Here is a 20,633-nt window from a genome sequence, read left to right as displayed (position 1 = left end):
CCCATGATCGCCCGCATCGTCACCTTCTCGGTGGAGCGGCGCTGGTTCGTCCTGCTGCTCACCGCCATCGCCGCCATCGCCGGCATGATCGCGCTCCAGCGGCTGCCGATCGACGCCGTTCCCGATATCACCAACAACCAGGTTCAGATCAACGTCGTCGCACCCGCGCTTTCGCCCGACCAGGTCGAGAAGCAGGTCGCGTTCACGGTCGAGACCGCGCTCGCCGGTATCCCCGGCCTCGAATACACCCGCTCGCTCAGCCGCAACGGCTTCGCCCAGGTCACCGCCGTTTTCGACGAGGGCACCGACATCTACTTCGCGCGCCAGCAGGTGTCCGAGCGCCTTCGCACGGCCGAGGACGACCTGCCCGAGGGCGTGAACCCCGAGATGGGCCCGATCGCCACCGGCCTCGGCGACATCTTCATGTGGACCGTCGAATACCGCGAGCTCGACAAGGTCAACCACAAGAGCGGCGAGCCCGGGCTCCAGCCGGACGGCAGCTACATCAGCCCCGAGGGCGACCACCTGGTCAGCGAGGCGGACAAGGCGACCTACCTGCGCACCGTGCAGGACTGGATCGTTGCGCCGCAGCTGAAGGGCACCGCCGGCCTCGCCGGCATCGACTCGCTGGGCGGCTACACCAAGGAATACCTCGTCGTCCCCGACGTCCAGCGCATGGCCGCGATGAAGATCACGCTGCAGGACCTCGCCACGGCGCTCGAGCGCAACAACACCAGCGCCGGCGCGGGAGTCGTAAACCGCAACGGCGAGGGACTGTCGGTCCGCGCCGACGGCCGCGTGCGCACGGCCGACGAGCTCGCCCGGACGGTGATCGCCACCCGCGAGGGCGTGGCGATCGTGCTGAGCCAGGTGGCGGAGGTCAGGACCGGTCAGGGCCTGCGGATGGGCTCCGCGTCCGAGAACGGGCGCGAGGTGGTCGTCGGCACCGCGGTCATGCGGATCGGCGAGAACAGCCGCACAGTCTCCACCGGCGTGTCGGAGCGCCTGGAGGAGATCGGGCCGTCGCTGCCCGTCGACGTGGTGGTCAAGCCGGTGCTCAACCGCACCGACCTGGTCAACTCGACCATCGCCACCGTGGCGCGCAACCTCGCCGAGGGCGCGCTGCTCGTCATCGTCGTGCTGTTCGCGCTGCTGGGCAACTTCCGCGCGGCGCTGATCGCGGCGATGGTTATCCCCATCACCATGCTGCTGACCAGCATCGGCATGCTGCAGGCCGGCGTGTCCGCCAACCTGATGAGCCTGGGGGCGCTCGACTTCGGCCTGATCGTCGACGGCGCCGTGATCATCGTCGAGAACTCGCTGCGGCGACTGGCCGAGGCGCAGCACGGGCGCCGCGATGCGCTGCCGCTCAAGGAGCGGCTCGCCATCGTCGCAGCGTCCGCCCGCGAGATGATCCGCCCGTCCGTCTACGGGCAGGCGATCATCATCCTCGTCTACGCGCCGCTGCTCACCTTCACGGGCGTCGAGGGCAAGATGTTCGAGCCGATGGCGCTGACGGTGATCATCGCGCTGGTCTTCGCGTTCGTCCTGTCGCTGACCTTCGTGCCGGCCGCGATCGCGATCTGGCTGAGCAAGCGGGTGGAGGAAAAGGAGGGCCGGATCATCTCGGCGCTCCGCCGGCGCTACGAGCCGGGCCTCGACACCGCGCTGCGCCGCCCGAACGCCACGCTCGGCATCGCCCTCGGCGCGCTCGCGCTGTCGGCCGTCGCCTTCACGACGCTCGGTCAGGAGTTCCTGCCGCAGCTCGACGAGGGCAACGTGCTGGTCCAGGCGATCCGCATACCCGGAACGTCGGTCGACCAGAGCCAGGCGATGCAGGCGCAGGTCGAGAAGGCGATCGCCAAAGAGCCGGAGGTCCAGTTCGCGTTCTCGCGGACCGGCACGTCGGAGATCGCGTCCGATCCGATGCCGGCGAACATCACCGACACCTTCGTGATCCTGAAGCCGAGGGAGCAGTGGCCAGACCCGAACCTCGGCAAGGCCGAGTTCGTCGAGCGGCTCGAGAAGCGCCTCTCGACCCTGCCGGGCAACAACTACGAGATCACCCAGCCCATCCAAATGCGCTTCAACGAGCTCATCGCAGGCGTGCGCGGCGATGTCGCGGTTAAGGTGTTCGGCGACGACTTCGCGCAGATGAACGCGACCGCCGAGGCGATTGCGGGCGTGCTGCGCCGGACGCAGGGCGCGACGGACGTGCGCGTCGAGCAGACCGAGGGCCTGCCGATGCTCGACATCCGGCCGAACCGCACCGCGATGTCGCGGGTCGGGGTGACCGCAGGCGACGTGCAGGACACGGTCGCCGCCGCGATCGGCGGTCGCGAGGCCGGCATGATCTTCGAGGGGGACCGGCGGTTCCCGGTCGTGATCCGCCTGCCGGAGTCGGCACGCTCCGATCTCACCGCGATCGCGCAGGTGCCCGTGCCCACGGCCGAGGGCGGGTTCGTGCCGCTCTCCACCGTGGCCAACATCGAGATCGTCGACGGCCCAAACCAGATCAGCCGCGAGAACGGGAAGCGCCGCGTCGTCGTGCAGGCGAACGTGCGCGGCCGGGACGTCGCAGGCGTCGTGGCGGACGCGCAGGCGGCGATCGCCGCCCGGGTGAAGCTGCCGCCGGGCACATACCTCGAATGGGGCGGCCAGTTCGAGAACCTGGCGTCGGCGCGTGACCGGCTGATGGTCGTGGTGCCGATCTGCTTCGCGGTCATCATGCTGCTGCTCTACGGGGCGCTCGGCTCGGTCCGCGACGCGCTGATCGTGTTCACCGGCGTGCCGCTGGCCCTGGTCGGGGGCATCCTCGCACTACTGCTCCGGGGTATGCCGTTCTCGATCTCGGCGGCTGTCGGCTTCATCGCGCTGTCCGGCGTCGCGGTGCTCAACGGACTGGTGATGCTGTCCGCGATCCAGGACCTGCTGGCGCGGGGCCTCGACCGGGCGGCAGCCGCCCGCGAGGGCGCGCTGGCACGCCTGCGGCCGGTGGCGATGACGGCGCTCGTCGCGTCGCTCGGCTTCGTGCCGATGGCGCTCGGGCACGGTGCCGGCGCGGAGGTCCAGAAGCCGCTGGCGACGGTCGTCATCGGCGGGCTGATCTCGGCCACGCTGCTGACGCTGTTCGTGCTGCCGACACTATACGCCCGCTTCGGCCAGCGGCGGATCGAGACCGCACCGACTTCCGAAACCACCGGCATCGATGGAGCCCAGACGCATGGCGCATGACCACGGCCCCGGGGGCCATTCCCACGACCACACCGCCGGTGCGAACGCGAAGATGCTCGGCTGGGCGCTCGCGCTCACGTCAACCTACCTGGTGGCCGAGGTCGTCGGTGGCTTCGTCTTCAACAGCCTCGCGCTGCTGTCCGACGCGGCACACATGCTCACCGACGTAGCCGCGCTGGTGATCGCGCTGATGGCCATCCGGATCGGGCAGCGCCCGCCGGACGACCGGCGCACCTTCGGATACCGACGCTTCGAGATCCTGGCCGCCGCATTCAACGCGATCCTGCTGTTCGGCATCGCGATCTACGTGTTCGTCGAGGCGGTCCAACGGTTCACCGATCCCGAGCCGGTGCAGTCGTGGGGCATGCTGATCGTCGCGGCGATCGGTCTCGTCGTGAACCTGATCTCGATGCGGCTGCTCACCGCGGGCAAGGACGGCAGCTTCAACGTCAAGGGCGCCTATCTCGAGGTGTGGGCGGACATGATCGGGTCGGTCGGCGTCATCATCGGCGCGCTCGCCATCAAGTTCACCGGCTGGACGTGGATCGACCCGATCGTCGCCGTGGCGATCGGCCTGTGGGTGCTGCCGCGGACCTGGGTGCTGCTGCGCGACACGACGAACGTGCTGCTCGAGGGCGTGCCTTCGGGCCTGCGGCTGGTGGAGGTGCGCGCGGCGGTATCGGCCGTCCCCGGCGTCGCGGGGCTCCACGACCTGCACGTCTGGTCGATGTCCAACGACGACGTCAGCTGCACCATGCACGTCACGCTGGCACCCGGCGCCGATGCCGACACCGTCCGCAAGGCGGTGGCAGAGCTCGTCGACGAGCGGTTCGGCATCGAGCACGCGACGATCCAAACCGAGGGACCGGGCGAGGCGTGCGAGGAGAGCGAACATCTCCACAGCTGACGACGAGGAGGCGCCGGCGGCGCGGCGGGCACCGCGCCGGTGGACGGACGAAGACGACGCCGAACTCCGCGCTCGTCTCAACGCCCGTCAGCAGACGGCGCAGATCGCCCGGGAGATGGGAAGGACGATCGACGGGCTTCGTGGACGGGCGCAGGTGCTGGGGCTCACCCTCACGCCGTCGCAGCGGCCGTGGCGGTCTTTTCCGCGGCGTGGGTGATCAGGGCTCGAAGGCGGTGATGATCGGGCAGGCTCCGGCGGAGCCGCCGGCGCAGGCGTCGGCCAGCCGCGCCAGCGCCGCACGGGCGCCCTGGAGTTCCGCGATCCGGGCATCGAGCGCAGCCACCCGCGAGCGTGCCAGCTCACGAGCCCGCGCCCTGTCGTCGATCGCGTCCAGGTTGAGCAGTTCGCCGATCTCCTCCAGCGTGAAACCCGCAGCCTGCGCCGAGCGGATAAAGCGCAGTCGACGGACGTCGGGCTCGCCATAGCTGCGGAACCCGCCGCCGCCCGGCCGCTCGGGCTCGCTCAGAAGACCGCGCCGCTGGTAGTATCGCACGGTCTCCACGCCCACTCCGCCGGCCTCCGCCAGCCTCGCGATCGTCATCCTCGACATCGGCTCTTGACTCCGGACCATACTACGGACCCCATATGGGCCGGGTGCCGTTGAACCGCAAACCAGGAGCGCACCCGTGTCGACCCGTCCCACCGCCGTCCTTCACCGCATGGTGATGCCTGAACACACCTGTCCCTACGGGCTCAAGGCGCTGGACCTGCTCCGGCGCAAGGGCTTCGAGGTCGAGGACCATCACCTCATCACCCGCGCCGAGACCGACGCCTTCAAGACTGAGCATGGCGTGAAGACGACGCCGCAGGTGTTCATTGGCGGCGAGCGCATCGGCGGCTACGACGACCTGCGGCGTCACTTCGGGATGCACGTCGCCGAACCCGGCGCCACCAGCTACCGTCCGGTCATCGCACTCTTCGCCATGACCGCGCTGCTCGCACTGGCGGCGAGCCATGCCGCCTTCGGCAGCCCGTTCACGCTCCACGCGCTGCAGTGGTTCGGCGGCTTCAGCATGGCCATCCTGGCTCTGCTCAAGCTGCAGGACGTCGAGAAGTTCTCGACGATGTTCCTCAACTACGACCTGCTCGCCAAGCGCTGGGTCCCCTACGGCTACGTCTATCCGTTCGCCGAGGGCCTGGCCGGCGTCCTCATGGTGGCCGGGGCACTGGACTGGCTCTCCATCCCGATCGCGCTGTTCATCGGCACGGTCGGTGCCGTCTCGGTCTTCAAGGCGGTCTACATCGACCGGCGCGATCTTAAGTGCGCATGCGTCGGCGGCTCGTCCAACGTGCCGCTCGGCTTCGTCTCGCTCACTGAGAACCTCGGCATGATCGCGATGGCCGTCTGGATGCTGATCGGCACGGGTGGGATGTGACGTCTGCGGGCGGTCGCCGCGCCGCCCTAGGCGTCAGCCTGTCGCTGCGCCCGGCTCCAGCGTGCCGAGCCATGCGACGAGCGCCAGGATCGCGATCCCCAGCGTGGCCTCGAACGCCAGGCTCGCCCGCAACGCGCCCAGCTCCCGCGTCGCTGCACCGGACGACGCGGCGGAACGAAGGGCTGGCGTCAGTCGGAACCGGTTCAAAGAGGCCAGCGCCACCATGGCGGCGAACGCGCCCAGCTTGGCCAGCAGCAGCTGCCCGTAAAGCGTGGAGGGCAGGCTGGGCAGGCCGTTCGGACCCACGATCAGCCAGCCGTTCACGACGCCAGTAAGGACGATGATCGCAACCGCCGCCATGCCCGTGCGCGAAAAGCCGTGAAGCGCGCGCCAGGACAGATCGAGATGCCCGGCGTCGATCCTCGCCGCCGGTCTGGCGACGAGCAGGAGGAGGCCCAGGAGCGACCCCATCCAGACGGCCGCAGCCAGCAGGTGCGCGATGTCCACGCCAAGGTGCAGGATGCCGATCGCGCCTTCGCTCATCGCGCCGTGACCGCCCCAAGCAAGCGTGGCGACCGCAAGCGCGAAGGCGGCCGCCGATGCCGCAATGGGCGCTCGGGACGATTCTCCGCGGATGGTCGTCGCCGATCCGACCGCCAGGACTAGTGCGACCATTCGGATCGTCCAGGCGGCGCCGTAGGGCGTCTCGTCCACGACCATCGTCAACGTCTCGCGGTCGATCTCCGTCAGGGTCGTGCCGGCCATGGCGGCCGTCATGACGAGCAGGCCGCCGGCGGAAAGGAAGAGACCAAGGCAGCCGCAGGCGACGACCAACGTGCGCAGCGGCATTTTCCGCGCGGCCCCTGTCGGCGCGGTCAGCGTGAAGGCTGCCAGGCCGCATGCGAGCATCAGGTCGACGTAGAGCGCGAACCGGACGGCGACGCCCGCCCAGTCCACCGTCAGGCGACCTTGAAGGCGTAGCTGCCCTTCACCCGGTGCGTGTCGGCCGACACCCCGTGCCAGTCGAGCCGGTAGGTGCCCTTGGGCAAAGGCTTGGCCAGCGTGATGATCATCGTCTTGCGGTCGGGGCTGACGCCGACCTTCCCGGGCATCTTCATCGGCGGGTGCGAGTCCATCCCGGGCATGCCCGTCATGACGATGTCCGCGCCCGACAGCTTAGGCAGCAGCGCCTCGGAAAACGTCACCTGGACCCGCGCCGTCGGCGCGACCGTGGCGTTCGGCGCGGGGTTGGCCGACACCAGCTTGGGGTGGGCCATGGCGGGTGCCGCGATCGCCAAGAGGGCGGCAGCGGCGGCTACGGCTTGGAAACGCATCTTCGACTCCATCGTGAAATCAGGGGATCATGGACGAATACGCGTGCCGCGGCTCGCCCCCTCGCGGCGGCATCGCGCTTCCTGACTGCGCGCGTCAGCGAGGGCTGCTAGCAACGAACCCGTATTAGATGAAAATGGAGAACCAGATGGACTTCGATCTCGATGCCGCGCTCCGTCGGGTCGCCGACGACGAGCATCCCGGACTGGGCTCGATCGACGCGGCGGTATTCCACCGGGTGCGGGCCAACCGGACCAGCGCGCGCACTGGCATGGGCGCCGTCGCATTCGCCGCGATCGGCGCGATCGTGCTCGGCACGATGACCGCAGGCCCTGCGGCATCGTCCGCGAGCGCCGCGCCGATCGATCCCTTCGGCGTGGCGGGTCCGCTCGCCCCGTCCACGCTGCTGCTCGCCGACCGATGACGCGGGGACGCTGGACCGCGCTGGTCGCGGTCGTCGCCTTCCTGGCCGCGATCGGCGGCGTGTTCGTCGGCCGCGTGATCATCCCTGGGCGGCATGCGCAGACGTCCGAACTGCACGCCCTGCTGCACCACGACCTCAAGCTCGACGCCGCACAGGAAGCCAGGATCGAGCAGCTCGAGCGCGAGTTTGCCGGCAAGCGCCAGTCGCTGGAAGCCGAGCTGCGCGCGGATAACGCGCGGCTCGCCACGGCCATCGAGGCCGAGCACGGGAACGGCCCGAAGGTGGCCGCAGCGGTGGACGCGTCGCATCGCGCCATGGGCGAGCTGCAGAAGGCCACGCTCAGCCACGTGTTCGCGATGCGCGAGGTGCTGCGTCCTGAGCAGCAGGCGGCGTTCGACCGCGCGGTCACGAAGTCGCTGACCACCGGCGCCAGGTGAAACCCGATCTCGCGTCCCTGACCGACGGCGATCTCGCCGGCCGATCGGCCGCGGGTGACGACGAAGCCTTCGCCGAGATCATGCGCAGGCACCGCCAGCGCGTCTACCGCCTCATCCTCGCCAACGTCGCCGATCCGGACGAAGCGCTCGACCTCGTGCAGGAGACGTTCGTGTCCGCCTATGGCGCGCTCGGCCGCTTCGACCCCGACCGACCCATGTCGGCGTGGCTCGCGCGCATCGCGCTCAATAAGTGCCGCGACTGGGGCCGGCGCAGAACCGTGCGGCGACTCTTCGGTCTGGCCACTTCTCTCGACGAGATCGCCGACCTGCACGCAGACGACCGTCCTCTCCCGGATGCGGAAGCGGCGGATCGAGCCGAAGTAGAGCGCTTGTCCCGCGCGATTGCGCAGCTGCCAGCGACACAGCGAGAGCCGCTTGTCCTATGCGCGGTCGAGGGCCTCAGCCAAGCCGACGCGGCATCCATTCTCGCGATAAGCGAGAAGGCGGTCGAGACGCGCATCAGACGGGCCCGCGCCCGCCTGGCCGAACTGATCGGCCGATGAGCCGATAGTGACGAGGGGCGTCGCTCGGCGCTGCGTAACAAGCAAGTACATCCTCCGCCGAACCGGGACACGAAACGCGCATGAACGCCACCATCGACCGTCGACGCCTGCTGCGCGGCGCCACGCTAGCAGGCGGCGGGCTGGCCCTTTCAGCCTGGGTGCCCGCGTGGGCGCAGTCGGTTTCCGCAGGGATCGTGAGGCCGCTGCCGACCGTGTCGGGCGAGGACATCACCCTGCGCATCGCGCACCAAATGATGACCATCGACGGGCGCGAGAGCCACGCCATCGGGATCAACGGCACGGTCCCGGCCCCGCTCATCCGACTGCGCGAGGGCCAGAACGTCCGCCTGCACGTCGAGAACGCGCTCGACGAGGACAGCTCGATCCACTGGCACGGCCTGATCCTGCCGTTCCACATGGACGGCGTGCCCGGCGTCAGCTTCCCCGGCATCAAGCCGCGATCGACCTTCACCTACGAGTTCCCGATCGTGCAGTCGGGGACATACTGGTATCACAGCCATTCGGGCCTGCAGGAGCAGCTCGGACACTATGGCCCAATCGTGATCGATCCCATGGGCGTCGACCCGATCCGATCGGACCGCGAGCACGTGATCGTGCTCTCCGACCACAGCCGGATGCACCCCCATGTCATCTTCAAAAAGCTGAAGCAGCAGGGCGGCTACTTCAACTACCAGAAGCAGACGCTCGCCGGCATGCTAGCCGGCAAGGACCAGTCCGCGAAGGAGCGACGCGAATGGGGCGCGATGCGGATGGACCCCACCGACGTCTCCGACGTGACCGGCAGCACCTACACCTATCTCGTCAACGGCCACGGCCCCCGCGACAACTGGACCGGCCTGTTCCGGCCCGGCGAGCGCGTGCGGCTGCGGATCATCAACGCCTCGGCCATGACGACCTTCAACTTCCGCATCCCCGGCCTGAAGATGACCGTCGTCCAGGCCGACGGCCTGCCGGTCCGCCCGGTCGCAATCGACGAGATGCAGATCGCGGTCGCCGAAACCTATGACGTCATCGTCCAGCCCACCGACGACCGAGCCTACACGATCGTCGGCGAGAGCGTCGACCGGTCGGGAATGGCGCGCGCCACGCTCGCGCCGCGCGAGGGCATGGCCGCCGCCGTCCCGCCGCTGCGCCGACGCCCGCTCGCCGACATGAAGGACATGGGCATGGGCGACATGGGCGGCATGGACCACGGTTCCGGTGCCTCGATGGCCGGGATGGATCACGGCGCGGCCGCTTCCGGCGGCGCGATGGCGGGGATGGACCATTCCGCCATGGGCCAGGGCGCAACCGCAGCTCCCACCGCGGCCGCGTGTCTGCCCGAGCACGCCGCGATGGGCCACTGCACGCCCGCGTCAGCGGCCGGGACGCCTTCGCCCGCGGCCGCCGGCCGGCATGCAGGCATGGACCATGGCTCGGGCGCGATAAAGCACTCGATGCGCGACTTCTCGGTAGCGCCCGAGGTCAAGAAGACGCCGACCGTCCAGACAATCTCGCCGATGCCGGTCGATCGCATGGGCGAGCCCGGCCAGGGGCTGGAGGACGTCGGCCACAAGGTGCTTGTCTACACGGACCTGATGGCGGTCGACCGCAATCCGGACGTGCGCGCGCCCGACCGCGCGATGCGCATCCACCTCACCGGCAACATGGAACGCTACATGTGGGCCTTCGACGGCGAGAAGCTGAACGAGGTGAGGAAGCCGATCCCGTTCCTGAAGGACGAGCGCGTCCGGGTCACGCTGGTCAACGACACGATGATGGGCCACCCGATCCACCTGCACGGCCACTTCTTCGAACTCGTCACGGGCCATGGCGAATACGCGCCGCGCAAGCACACGATCCAAGTCCAGCCGGGCGGGACGGCCACGTTCGACGTCACCACCGACGCGGTCGGCGACTGGGCGTTCCACTGCCACATGCTCTACCACATGCATGCCGGCATGATGCAGGTCGTCTCGGTCCGGCCGCGCGGGGGAGACGCGGCATGAAGAATCTGATCCTCGCCGCCGCCGGCGCGATGGCGCTCGCGTCGGGCGCACCCGCCGCCGCACAGACGATGGACCATTCGCAGCACATGCCCGGCATGACGATGCCCGCGACTGCGGCGAAGCCCAAGGCGACGCCGCGAAGGGCTGCCGACAAGGCGCCCGCACCCAAGGCCCCGAAGCCCGCGGCGCGATCCGAGGCCCGACGCTCCACGGCCGCGGCGGCCGGCTCGACGGATGCCGCCTGTCCGCCCGAGCACGCCGCCATGGGCCATTGCACGCCCACGACACGGGCGGCGCCGACCGCGCCCGCCACGGCCCCGCCGCCCGCGCGGCCATCGGCCGGCGCGGCCGATCCGTCGTGCCCGCCCGAACACGCCGCGATGGGGCACTGCACCCCGAAGTCCCCAGCGCAACCTGCCGCACCGGCGGCCGCGACTACCAGTCCGAACTGTCCGCCCGAACATGCGGCGATGGGCCACTGCGTTCCGCAAGCGTCGCCGAGTGCGAAGCCGTCGCCCGGAATGGGGACCGGCGGCACGGCACTTCCGGCTGGGAACGCGCCGGCACCCCAAGCGCCCGATCCGAACTACGCCGACAGGGTCTGGGGTCGCGAGGCGATGCAGCCTGCGCGCGCCACGCTGCGCAGCGAGCATGGCGGCATGTCGTTCTCGCAGCTGATGCTGAACCTCGCCGAGGTGCAGTTCCGCGGCGGCCGCGACGGCTACAGGTGGGACGGCGAGTTCTGGTATGGCGGCGACATCAACCGGCTGACCATCAAGAGCGAGGGCGAGGGCACATTCCGCGAGGACGCGGAAGGCGAGGTGCAGGCGCTCTACAGCCGCGCGGTCGGACCCTACTTCAACCTACAGGCCGGCGTCCGCCAGGACTTCGCGCCCGGTCCGGACCGCACCTATGCCACGATCGGCTTCGAGGGCCTCGCGCCATACTGGTTCGACGTCGAGGGCGCGCTGTTCCTGTCCGACAAGGGCGACGTGCTCGGGCGCCTGGAAGGCTATTACGACCAGCGCATCACCCAGCGGCTCGTGCTGCAGCCGCGCGTCGAGCTCAACCTGTCGGCGCAGGACGTGCCGTCCAGCGGCCTGGGATCCGGCGTGACCGACGCCGAGGCCGGGCTGCGCCTCCGCTACGAGATCAGTCGCGAGTTCGCGCCCTACGTCGGCGCGTCATGGGAACGCAGGTTCGGCGACACCGCCCGATACAGCCGCGCGGCGGGCGAAGGCAGCGGCGGCTTCAGCCTCGTCGCGGGGATCCGCGCTTGGTTCTGAGCGGAGGGGAGAGCGGGGCAACAGGGAGTGACGACATGAAGAACCCTTACGTGAACCTCGCGGTCCAGACGATCGTGGGCGGCGTCATCATGTATTTCGTGATGTTCGTGATGATCGACCGCCTGTCGAGCTTCTTCAACAACCTGAACATGCTCTACATGGCGCTCATGATGGTCACGCCGATGGTCGTGCTGATGATCGTCGCCATGCCGCACATGTTCCCGTCGAAGCGCGCCAACGCCACCCTGCTCATCGGGTCGGCGGTCGTGTTCGTCGCGAGCTTCGCGCTGATCCGCACCCAGACCACGATCGGCGACACCGCCTTCCTGCGCTCGATGATACCGCACCATTCGGGCGCGGTCCTGATGTGCCGCGAGGCTTCGCTGCGCGACCCCGAGCTGGAGTCGCTGTGCCAGGACATCATCCGGTCGCAGCAGCAGGAAATCGACCAGATGAAGGGCATGCTCGCCCGCCAATAGGGCGTCCGGAAGCGAGGGGGACGATGCGAATCACGAGGATGCGGCTGCACATCGGCGCGAGCCGGCTCCACCGGTGGCTGGCGCTGGTGATCGGCATCCAGCTGCTGTTGTGGTTTACCAGCGGGCTGGTCATGAGCCTGCTGCCGATCGAGCGCGTGCGCGGCGAGCACCTGGTCGAGCGCGATGCTGGGGGCGTCCTGCCCGCGCAGGCCTACGCGCCGCTCGACCGGATCGCGGCGGGCACGCCGCTGCGGAGCGCGCGGCATCGCCTGCTGCTCGGACGGCCGGTCGTCGAGTTGGAGACGGCATCGGGCGAGCTGCGGCTCCACGATGCGGCCACGGGGGCGCGGATGCCCGCCATCGACGCGGCGACCGCGGGCCGTATCGCGTCGGCCGCCTACAAGGGCCGGCCCAGGCCCAGCGTTCAGGTCGCCCGCGTCACGACCGGAGGCACCGAGTATAAGGGGCGGGTGCCGGCGTGGCAGGCCACCTTCGCCGACAGCGAGGAGACGCGGGTCTATGTCGACGACGCCGGGCGCATCGCGGCGGTCCGCACCGGAACCTGGCGGTTCTACGACTTCTTCTGGGCGCTCCACATCATGGACTGGAGCGAACACGAGGACTTCAACACGCCCTGGCTCAAGGCCTTCGCGGCCGGCGGGCTGCTGCTCGCGATCGCCGGGACCATCCTGCTGTATGTGCGCTGGCCGAGAAAAAGGCGCCGCAGGGCGGAGGGGTAGCCGGCGCTCCTGCGTATGGTGGGCGAGCGGGGCAACTGGAGAGTTCGTGTGAGAAAAGCAGTCCTGAGCGCCATCGCCCTCGCCGCCATCGCGGGCGGCACCGCCGTCGCGCAGCAGAGCGGCCATGCGGGTCACCGCCAACCGGGCGGAATGATAATGCAGGCGACGCCTGCCAATCCATATCCGCCGGCCGAGATGCGGATGCACGAGAGGATGATGGCCGCCGTCGGCACCGACTCGACGGAGACCTGGGTCCGGAAGATGATCGAACACCACCGGGGCGGCATCGAGATGTCCCAGATGGTCATCCGGCAGACACGCGACCAGAAGGTGCGGCAGATGGCGACCAAGACCGTCGCCATGCAGCAGAAGGAGGTCGCCGAGCTGAACGCCTGGTTGCGCGCGCACGGCAAGCGGGCGCAATAGGCAGGCATCACGCCCCCCGCGATCCCGCGGGACCGGGGGGCGCAAACTTGGAGTCCGACATGAAGCTCCCGCACCTGGTCTCCGCCGCGTTCGCATGCGCGATCCCCGTGGCCGCCATCGCCGCCGATCCCGTCCTCATGCACCGCGACCCGGGCTGCCCGTGCTGCGAGAAGTGGGTGCGGCAGGTGAAGTCGCAGTTCGGTCGCGCCGCAAGGGTCGTCGACGACGCCAAGCGACCGGCCTTCATGAAGGCGCGTGGCGTCCCGGCCGATCTCGCGTCCTGCCACACCGCCGTGATCGACGGCATGACGTTCGAGGGGCATGTTCCCATCGCCGACATGAAGCGCGCGCTCGCCACGCGACCCAAGGGGGTGAGCGGCCTCGCCGTGGCGGGCATGCCGATGGGGTCGCCCGGCATGGAGATGCCGGGCGTGAAGGCGCAGCCCTACGACGTGGTCGCCTTCGGCCCGGCGGGGCGCCGCGTCTTCGCGCGCCACGGAGGCTGAATCATGCATCACGATGCGCGCAGCGAGCATGCGCACCACCACGTCTTCCTGGGGGACGCTCACGCGGCCAACGAGAGGAGGACGCGCTACGTCGTCGGGCTGACCGCCGCGATGATGGTGGTCGAGATCGTCGCCGGCTGGCTCACCGGCTCGATGGCGCTCCTCGCCGACGGTTTTCACATGGCGACCCACGCGGGCGCGCTGGGCGTCGCGGCGCTAGCCTACGGCTACGCCCGCCGTCACGCGTCCGATCCTCGGTTCACCTTCGGGACCGGCAAGGTCGGCGAGCTCGCCGGCTTCGCGAGCGCGCTGGTCCTGGCGCTGATAGCGCTTGGGATCGGTGCGGAGTCGGTCGCGCGTCTCTTCGAGACCCCGACGATCGCCTATGCGGAAGCGCTGTGGATCGCAGTCCTTGGGCTCGCGGTGAACCTCGTCAGCGCGTGGCTGCTGGGTGCCGACCACCACGGTCACTCGCACGCCCATGACCATCATGGTCACGACCAGCACGCGCACGGACACGCCCACCGCGACAACAACCTCCGCTCGGCCTACTTCCACGTCCTGGCCGACGCCCTGACATCGGTTCTCGCCATCGTCGCGCTGATCGCCGGCCGCTACCTGGGGTGGAGCTGGGCGGACGCGGCTATGGGCGTCGTCGGCGCGGTCGTCATCGCCCGCTGGTCGTGGGGGCTGCTCCGCGACACGGGGCGGGTGCTGGTCGACGCGAGCGCCAACCCGGGGCTCGAGCAGGAGATACGGGAGGGGATCGAGGACGGCGACGCCGTCATAACGGACCTGCACGTCTGGCAGGTCGGACCCGGCAAATTCGCCGCGATCGTGTCGCTCGTGGCCGACGAGCCGGTGTCGCCAGCTGAATACGCGGCCCGGGTGACCATCCACGAGGAGCTGGTCCACGTCACCGTCGAGACCCACCGCTGCGCCGGGCAGCACCGGCACCTGCGCGCGGCATGAAAGCGCGGGGACGGCTTCCGCCGTCCCCGCCGCCCACTACTTCTTGGGCGTGCCCGACATGTCGTGGCCGGCATGATCGCCGCCCTTCTTCATGTCATGGCAGCAGTCCGACTTCTTGCCGTCCTTCTCCTTGCAGCAGTCCGAGCCTTCCTTGCAGCAGGCCATGTCCTTGCAGCAGTCTGCGGTGGCGGCAGCGGCCGCACCCGAGATGGTCAGCGCCAGCGCGGCACCGATGATCTTCAACGTCTTCATGTGAACTCTTCCTCCAATTCGATGTTCGTGTGCGCAGATCAGCGGCTCACGCTCGAGGAGGGGGTGGGACGGGCGCCAGACTCAGCCCGGACATCACAAGTGGACGAGCATCGGGTTCCGCCGAGGACATCGATGTCGAAGCGATCGGCGAAGAGGTGGTTGGCGGCACGGCTACGCAGGCGGCGCCACAGGTTGCCTGGGCGTTCTTGTCGGGACCGCCCTTATCTCGTTCATGGTCGCCAGCCATGCCGTGGCAGTCCGTGCCGGTGCGACCGCCGGCTTCAGCGATGGCTCGGGCAGGCTGCAGCATCCCAGCACAGGCAGGACCCGAACGCACGACGAGCATGACGCAGATGAGCGCCATCGCCACCATGCGGAGGGGTCGGAATCCGAACATGGCGCAATCCTACCCGAACGGACCAACCGTCACAACGAAATCCCCGGCGACGATATCGGCTTCAGCAACCTCCTACCGCCTTTCGAGCCATTGTGGATCATTAAGTCGGCAGTCGATCACGATCCCATTGCGGTCACGGGCGCAATGATGCTTCATCGCGCAAGAAGAGGGGGCTTCACCAGCGCGAAGCTCGGGGTGCTGAAATGTTCTTGAACGATCAGGAGACGGCCACCGATCTCCTCTACTATGAAGCCATCGCGAAAACGGTGGTGAAACTCATCCGCAAGACTCCGGAGTCGCCCGTCACGATCGGCGTGCATGGCGACTGGGGCGCGGGCAAGTCCAGCGTATTGAAGATGCTCGAGGGCGCCTTCGCAAAGGACGATCGTGTCCTGTGCCTCTGGTTCAACGGCTGGACTTTCGAAGGGTTCGAGGACGCCAAGACCGTCGTCATCGAGACGATCGTCGACGAATTGAGACGCGCGCGCCCGAACTCGACCAAGGTCGCCGACGCGGCGAAGAAGGTGCTGAAGCGCGTCGACTGGTTGAAGCTCGCCCGCAAGGCGGGCGGCTTCGCGTTCACGGCCACCACCGGCATCCCTACGCTCGACCAGGTGAAGGGGCTCTACGACATGGCGACCGCGTTCGTCGCCAAGCCTCAGGACCATGTCTCGAAGGCCGACGTGCTGGAGCTCGCCGGCAAGGCGGGCGACTTTCTGAAGGAAGCGCCCAAAGACTCCGACAACCTGCCCGAGCACATTCACGCGTTCCGAAAGGAATTCGAGGAGCTGCTGGACGCCGCCGACATCGACCAGCTCGTCGTCATCGTCGACGATCTCGACCGCTGCCTACCCAAGACGGCGATCGCCACGCTGGAGGCGATCCGACTGTTCCTGTTTGTCGACCGCACCGCCTTCGTGATCGGGGCCGACGAGCTGATGATCGAATACGCCGTGCGCGAGCACTTTCCGGACCTGCCGCCGAGCTCGGGACCCGTCAGCTACGCGCGCAACTATCTCGAGAAGCTGATCCAGGTGCCATTCCGCATCCCCGCGCTGGGGCTTGCCGAGACGCGCGTCTACATCACGCTGCTGATGGCCGAGAACGCGCTCGGCTCGACCGACCCCGGTTTCCTCGCGCTGCTCGCGGCGGCCCGCGAGGACATGAAGCGACCTTGGAAGAGCAGAGGCCTGGACAGGAAAACGGTGGAGACGGCCCTTGGCGGAACCGTTCCCCCGGACGTCGACCAGGCGCTGGTGATCAGCGCCCACGTCACGAAGATCCTCAGCGAAGGCACCCGTGGCAATCCGCGCCAGATCAAGCGCTTCCTGAACTCGATGATGCTGCGGCATGCGATCGCCGACGAGCGCGGATTCGGGGCGGACGTGCAGCGGCCGGTGCTGGCCAAAATCATGCTCGCCGAACGCTTCTATCCCGACTTCTACGAGCAGCTGGCCAGGCTCGCGGCAAATGCACCAGACGGGAAGCCGGACGCGCTGGCCCGGTTCGAGGCCGCGGTGCGCGAGCCGGTTGGCCAGGCCGACGAGGACGACAAGCCTGCCGCCCGGGGCTCGCGTAAGGCGGCTAGGCCGGCGCCGCCGCCGCTGCCTACCGAGGCCGAGGAGTGGATGAAGAACGATTGGGCGAAGATTTGGGCGGCGATCGACCCCGCGCTCGCCGACCAAGACCTGCGCCCCTACGTCTTCGTAACGCGCGACAAGCGCAGCTCGCTCGGCGGCCTGGTCGCCGCCAGTCATCTTGAGGATCTAGTCGACAAGCTGATGGGCCCGACGCTGATGGTGCGGGGCGCGTCGGATCAGGTGGGCAAGCTGACCGGCCCCGAACCCGAGGAGGTGTTCGAGGCCATTCGCGGACGCGTCCTTCAGGAGGACAGCTTCACCTCGAAGCCGAAGGGCATCGACGGACTGATCAAGGTGGTCGAGCTGCACCCCGCCCTGCAGCGAAGGCTGCTCGACTTCCTGCGCGAGCTTCCGGTTACGAAGGTCGGCGCGTGGGCCGTGTCGAGCTGGGGCACATGCTTCCCCGACGCCGCCATGTCGGGCGAGTTCCAGATCCTAGTCCAGGGTTGGGCCGAACAGACGGACAACGCCACCCTCCAGGCCACCGCCAGGGCGGTGTCGCAGTTCCGGCGAAACTGAGCCGTGGGCACCTCGAAAGGCTACGGCGGTCCGTCCAGCGGTCTGGTCCCTTCCTGGGTCGATGACCCGGCACCCGGCGTCGCACCAGCGCCAGCGGCTCCTGCGCCGGGCACACCGGGTCAGCCCGCAGGTCCGGGGCAGCCGGGCGCGCCCGCACCGAAGCAGCCCCAGGCGCCAGCGCCGCGTCCAGACACCAGCGCAGCGGGCGGCCTCGGCGGCGCTCGCGGCAGCTTCTCCCGCTTCGCTCGCACCGGAAGCAGCAGCGCGCTCGGCAGCGCGCTGTCCAGCTACGTGCGGAACGGCACGGGCGGCGCCGGCAGGGCGGCAAGGCGGATGGGATCCTCGCGCGCCGCCGGTGCGCGCCTGCTCGGCGTCGTGCGGGATTTCGCTACGATCGGTCCCGCCGAAGCTCTCCGTCAGCTAAACCTGGCAGGACTCGCGGGCCGGCCGGCCGCCGAGGTGTTCGTCGGCCTGCTCGAGTTCGTGTGCCCACCCGGCGGGGCGGTGGACGAGGCGATCGCACGGCAGGCCATGCTGGAGACCATCGGCGACATGGCCGAGGCCGGCGTGGGCAGCTTCGATACGCTCACCCCCGAGCAGATGGGCGAGTTCTTCTTCGACTTCGTCGCCCGCTCAATCGAGGGGCGGGTCATGGCCGACCTGGGCGGCCGCGGCGTGACGCTGCCCGACAGCGTGGCGGCCGTCGAGAACGCGCAGGCCCAGCTCCACGACTTCGTTACCGGCTGCACGCGTGGGCAGCTCGCCGGGCGTCTGGACGGCGTCGAGCGGATGTCGGACCGCGACATCGAGGTCGTCGTGAACCAGATATACGAGGCGGCGTTCGAGCTGGTCGCCGCAGCAGGCGAGGCCGCAGCATGAGGCACCACAGCATCGTCGGCCGCCTCGGAACCGCCGATACCGCGCCGATCACTCCGACGCGGGCGGACACGCACGTCACCGAGATATCGTTCATCGATGGCTTCGGACACGTTGGCTACGGCCTGGGGCAGGCGCTCGACCAGCTCCGCGACGTCGGGCTTAGCCCGAGCGAGGCAGCGGTCGATCTGGCGCTGCTGGCCGCCGCGATCACCGCCGCCGACACGCGCATCTCGCGGGATGCCGACGCCCAGGACGCCTGGACGCGCGAGATCGACTTGCACCTCCCGGTCCACGATCCCGCGCTTTGGACCGGTCTCGCACCATTGATCATGACGACGCTGAACTTCCTGACCGGCGACCACTGGGGTGTGCGGTTCCGCCCCCGGATCGCGTCGGTGCCCGTGCTGGCCGCACCGCCAACTAAGCTGCGCACCGCGACGCCGTCGAGCGTCTGCCTGTTCTCGGGCGGCCTCGACAGTTTCATCGGCGCCATCGACCTGCTCGCGGCCGGCGAGTCCCCGCTGCTCGTCAGCCACTACTGGGACGGCATCACGAGCAAGCACCAGACCTATTGCGGCGAGGCGCTGAAGCGGCGCTTCCCGAGCGCGACCATCCATCACATCCGCGCGCGGGTCGGCTTCCCGAACGACGTCGTCGACGACTTCTCGGTCGAGAACACGCTGCGGGGTCGCTCCTTCCTGTTCTTCGCCCTCGCCGCGATGACGGCGGATGCAGTCGGTGGACAGGCGGTTGTCCATGTTCCCGAGAACGGCCTCATCTCGCTCAACGTGCCACTCGATCCGCTGCGGCTGGGCGCCCTCAGCACGCGGACGACGCACCCGTTCTACATGGCGCGCTTCGAGGAACTGATGCGAGGGCTGGGGCTGAACGTGACCCTCCACAACCCCTACGCGTTCCAGACGAAGGGGCAGATGGCGAAAGGCTGCGCGGACGTGGGCTTCCTCCAGCGGGAGGCCAAGAACACGATGTCGTGCTCGTCGCCGGCCAAGGCGCGCTGGGCACTCAACGAGGCGGATCGCCAGCCCAAGCATTGCGGGCACTGCGTGCCGTGTCTGATACGGCGCGCCGCGATCAAGGAAGGCTGGGGCACCGACGATACCGAATATCAGATCCCGAGCCTGCATGGGCGCGTGCTGGACACCAATCGCGCAGAGGGCGAGCACGTGCGCTCCTTCCAGTTGGCGCTCTCGCGACTGGCCAAGAAACCGGCACGCGCGGCATTCGACATCCATCGTCCGGGTCCGCTGACGGATCATCCCAGCAAGCTGACCGACTATGAGGCGGTCTATATCGCTGGCCTGCAAGAGGTCGGGCGCCTACTCCAAGGTGTGCAAGCCAAACCTTCATGACCACCGCAACCACCCGTCCGCCGCCGCGCTGGGTCGACTTCCACTGCCACCTGGACCTGTATCGGGACCACGCCGCGGTGATCGCCGAATGCGACCGGGAACGGGTCGCGACGCTGGCCGTCACCACCACGCCCAAGGCCTGGAAGCGCAACCGGGAGCTGGCGTCCCGGTCGCAGCACGTCCGCGTGGCGCTCGGGCTGCATCCGCAGCTGGTGGCGGAACGCGCCGGGGAGCTGCCGCTGTTCGAGGCATTGCTGCCGGACGCGCGCTACGTCGGCGAGATCGGACTAGACGCGGGGCCGCGCTTCTACCGCAGCTTCCCGGAACAGGAGCGGGTCTTCGAACGCATCCTGCGCGCCTGCGCCGAGCAGGGCGGGAAGATCCTGACGGTTCACAGCGTGCGCTCGGTGCCGAAGGTGCTCGGCCACATCGAGGCCGCGCTGCCGCAGGATCGTGGGCGCGTCATTCTCCACTGGTTCACCGGAACGCCCGCCGAGGCGCGCCGCGCCGCGGCTATGGGCTGCTACTTCTCAATCAATCGCGAGATGCTACGATCGGACAAGCATCGCGAACTAGTGGCGGGCCTGCCGCTCGACCGTCTTTTGACGGAAACCGACGGCCCGTTCGTCGAGATGGACGGAGCGCCGGCGCGGCCGCCGTCGGTGATCGACACGGTCGGGGAGCTAGCCACCCTCAAGGGCATGGTGCCGGGCGAACTGGCGAAGGTGATCGTGTCAAACCTCCGCTCGCTCGTCAGCGCCGTCTAGACCGCTTGGGCATCAAGCCTCCGGAGGGTCAAGCGAGCACCCACATCCTGCAGGCGGA

At 68.9% G+C, this 20,633-nt stretch carries 21 protein-coding genes; 17 read left to right on the top strand and 4 right to left on the bottom strand.

The features are described from left to right. Positions 1-3: 3 nt before the first annotated feature. Together F1C10_RS06730 and F1C10_RS06725 are read left to right on the top strand one after the other, a co-directional pair. Positions 4-3,234, top strand: coding sequence for an efflux RND transporter permease subunit (locus F1C10_RS06730; RefSeq protein WP_185209738.1), 3,231 nt, complete (start codon positions 4-6; stop codon positions 3,232-3,234). Further along, a complete protein-coding gene (locus F1C10_RS06725) occupies positions 3,224-4,141 on the top strand; it encodes a cation diffusion facilitator family transporter (protein ID WP_185209737.1) in 918 nt (305 codons plus the stop codon). Before F1C10_RS06730 ends, F1C10_RS06725 begins: the two co-directional genes overlap by 11 nt. 217 nt (positions 4,142-4,358) lie before the next feature. Here F1C10_RS06725 and F1C10_RS06720 read toward each other — a convergent pair whose 3' ends face one another. Next, positions 4,359-4,751 (bottom strand): MerR family transcriptional regulator, encoded by a 393-nt coding sequence (locus F1C10_RS06720; RefSeq protein WP_185209736.1) that lies wholly within the window; start codon positions 4,749-4,751, stop codon positions 4,359-4,361. Between the two features lie 109 nt (positions 4,752-4,860). On the opposite strand from F1C10_RS06720, the gene F1C10_RS06715 reads away from it, so the two are divergent. Further along, positions 4,861-5,577 carry a MauE/DoxX family redox-associated membrane protein gene (locus F1C10_RS06715; protein ID WP_185210120.1) on the top strand — a complete coding sequence of 239 codons (717 nt, stop codon included), beginning with the start codon at positions 4,861-4,863 and terminating at the stop codon, positions 5,575-5,577. A gap of 33 nt (positions 5,578-5,610) precedes the next feature. Here the strand turns inward: F1C10_RS06715 and copD are convergent, their stop codons facing one another. Both copD and copC read right to left on the bottom strand, forming a co-directional pair. Then, positions 5,611-6,534: a copper homeostasis membrane protein CopD gene (copD, locus tag F1C10_RS06710; RefSeq protein WP_258043115.1), complete on the bottom strand. Its 924-nt coding sequence runs from the start codon at positions 6,532-6,534 to the stop codon at positions 5,611-5,613. A 2-nt stretch (positions 6,535-6,536) separates the two neighbouring features. Further along, positions 6,537-6,911, bottom strand: a complete 375-nt coding sequence (gene copC, locus F1C10_RS06705) for a copper homeostasis periplasmic binding protein CopC (RefSeq protein WP_185209735.1) — start codon at positions 6,909-6,911, stop codon at positions 6,537-6,539. A 146-nt stretch (positions 6,912-7,057) separates the two neighbouring features. Here copC and F1C10_RS06700 point away from each other — a divergent pair, with 146 nt between their 5' ends. The 10 genes from F1C10_RS06700 (at position 7,058) to dmeF (ending at position 14,751) form a co-directional block, all read left to right on the top strand. After that, positions 7,058-7,333 (top strand): hypothetical protein, encoded by a 276-nt coding sequence (locus tag F1C10_RS06700; protein ID WP_185209734.1) that lies wholly within the window; start codon positions 7,058-7,060, stop codon positions 7,331-7,333. After that, positions 7,330-7,770, top strand: a complete 441-nt coding sequence (locus tag F1C10_RS06695; protein WP_185209733.1) for a periplasmic heavy metal sensor — start codon at positions 7,330-7,332, stop codon at positions 7,768-7,770. The genes F1C10_RS06700 and F1C10_RS06695 overlap by 4 nt, the downstream gene beginning before the upstream one ends. Further along, on the top strand, positions 7,767-8,333 hold the full coding sequence (locus F1C10_RS06690; protein WP_185209732.1) for an RNA polymerase sigma factor: 567 nt from the start codon (positions 7,767-7,769) through the stop codon (positions 8,331-8,333). The genes F1C10_RS06695 and F1C10_RS06690 overlap by 4 nt, the downstream gene beginning before the upstream one ends. 80 nt (positions 8,334-8,413) lie before the next feature. Further along, positions 8,414-10,342, top strand: coding sequence for a copper resistance system multicopper oxidase (locus F1C10_RS06685; protein WP_185209731.1), 1,929 nt, complete (start codon positions 8,414-8,416; stop codon positions 10,340-10,342). After that, positions 10,339-11,628: a copper resistance protein B gene (locus F1C10_RS06680; protein WP_185209730.1), complete on the top strand. Its 1,290-nt coding sequence runs from the start codon at positions 10,339-10,341 to the stop codon at positions 11,626-11,628. The genes F1C10_RS06685 and F1C10_RS06680 overlap by 4 nt, the downstream gene beginning before the upstream one ends. Before the next feature lie 35 nt (positions 11,629-11,663). Next, entirely contained in the window at positions 11,664-12,107 is a 444-nt protein-coding gene (locus F1C10_RS06675) for a DUF305 domain-containing protein (RefSeq protein ID WP_185209729.1), read from the top strand. 38 nt (positions 12,108-12,145) lie between these two features. After that, entirely contained in the window at positions 12,146-12,847 is a 702-nt protein-coding gene (locus tag F1C10_RS06670; protein WP_185209728.1) for a PepSY domain-containing protein, read from the top strand. Between the two features lie 48 nt (positions 12,848-12,895). Beyond that, entirely contained in the window at positions 12,896-13,273 is a 378-nt protein-coding gene (locus tag F1C10_RS06665) for a DUF305 domain-containing protein (protein WP_258043114.1), read from the top strand. 59 nt (positions 13,274-13,332) lie between these two features. Continuing rightward, positions 13,333-13,779: a DUF411 domain-containing protein gene (locus F1C10_RS06660; protein WP_185209726.1), complete on the top strand. Its 447-nt coding sequence runs from the start codon at positions 13,333-13,335 to the stop codon at positions 13,777-13,779. Positions 13,780-13,782: 3 nt separating this feature from the next. After that, positions 13,783-14,751 (top strand): CDF family Co(II)/Ni(II) efflux transporter DmeF, encoded by a 969-nt coding sequence (gene dmeF, locus F1C10_RS06655; protein ID WP_185209725.1) that lies wholly within the window; start codon positions 13,783-13,785, stop codon positions 14,749-14,751. Positions 14,752-14,787: 36 nt separating this feature from the next. Here dmeF and F1C10_RS06650 read toward each other — a convergent pair whose 3' ends face one another. Further along, positions 14,788-15,003, bottom strand: coding sequence for a hypothetical protein (locus tag F1C10_RS06650; protein ID WP_185209724.1), 216 nt, complete (start codon positions 15,001-15,003; stop codon positions 14,788-14,790). A gap of 600 nt (positions 15,004-15,603) precedes the next feature. Here F1C10_RS06650 and qatA point away from each other — a divergent pair. The 4 genes from qatA to qatD all read left to right on the top strand — a co-directional run bounded on the left by qatA (position 15,604) and on the right by qatD (position 20,575). Beyond that, positions 15,604-17,559, top strand: a complete 1,956-nt coding sequence (gene qatA, locus F1C10_RS06645) for a Qat anti-phage system ATPase QatA (RefSeq protein WP_185209723.1) — start codon at positions 15,604-15,606, stop codon at positions 17,557-17,559. Between the two features lie 333 nt (positions 17,560-17,892). Next, positions 17,893-18,438: a Qat anti-phage system associated protein QatB gene (qatB, locus tag F1C10_RS06640; protein WP_219729797.1), complete on the top strand. Its 546-nt coding sequence runs from the start codon at positions 17,893-17,895 to the stop codon at positions 18,436-18,438. After that, the gene (gene qatC / locus F1C10_RS06635; protein WP_185209721.1) at positions 18,435-19,808 is read left to right on the top strand and encodes a Qat anti-phage system QueC-like protein QatC; all 1,374 of its coding nucleotides are present in this window, start codon (positions 18,435-18,437) and stop codon (positions 19,806-19,808) included. Before qatB ends, qatC begins: the two co-directional genes overlap by 4 nt. Then, a complete protein-coding gene (qatD, locus tag F1C10_RS06630) occupies positions 19,805-20,575 on the top strand; it encodes a Qat anti-phage system TatD family nuclease QatD (protein WP_185209720.1) in 771 nt (256 codons plus the stop codon). Before qatC ends, qatD begins: the two co-directional genes overlap by 4 nt. The last annotated feature ends 58 nt before the right edge of the window (positions 20,576-20,633 follow it).

Source organism: Sphingomonas sp. NBWT7, assembly GCF_014217605.1.
In the GTDB taxonomy this organism is placed as follows: domain Bacteria; phylum Pseudomonadota; class Alphaproteobacteria; order Sphingomonadales; family Sphingomonadaceae; genus Sphingomonas.
This window is presented reverse-complemented; position numbering and strand designations above follow the sequence as displayed.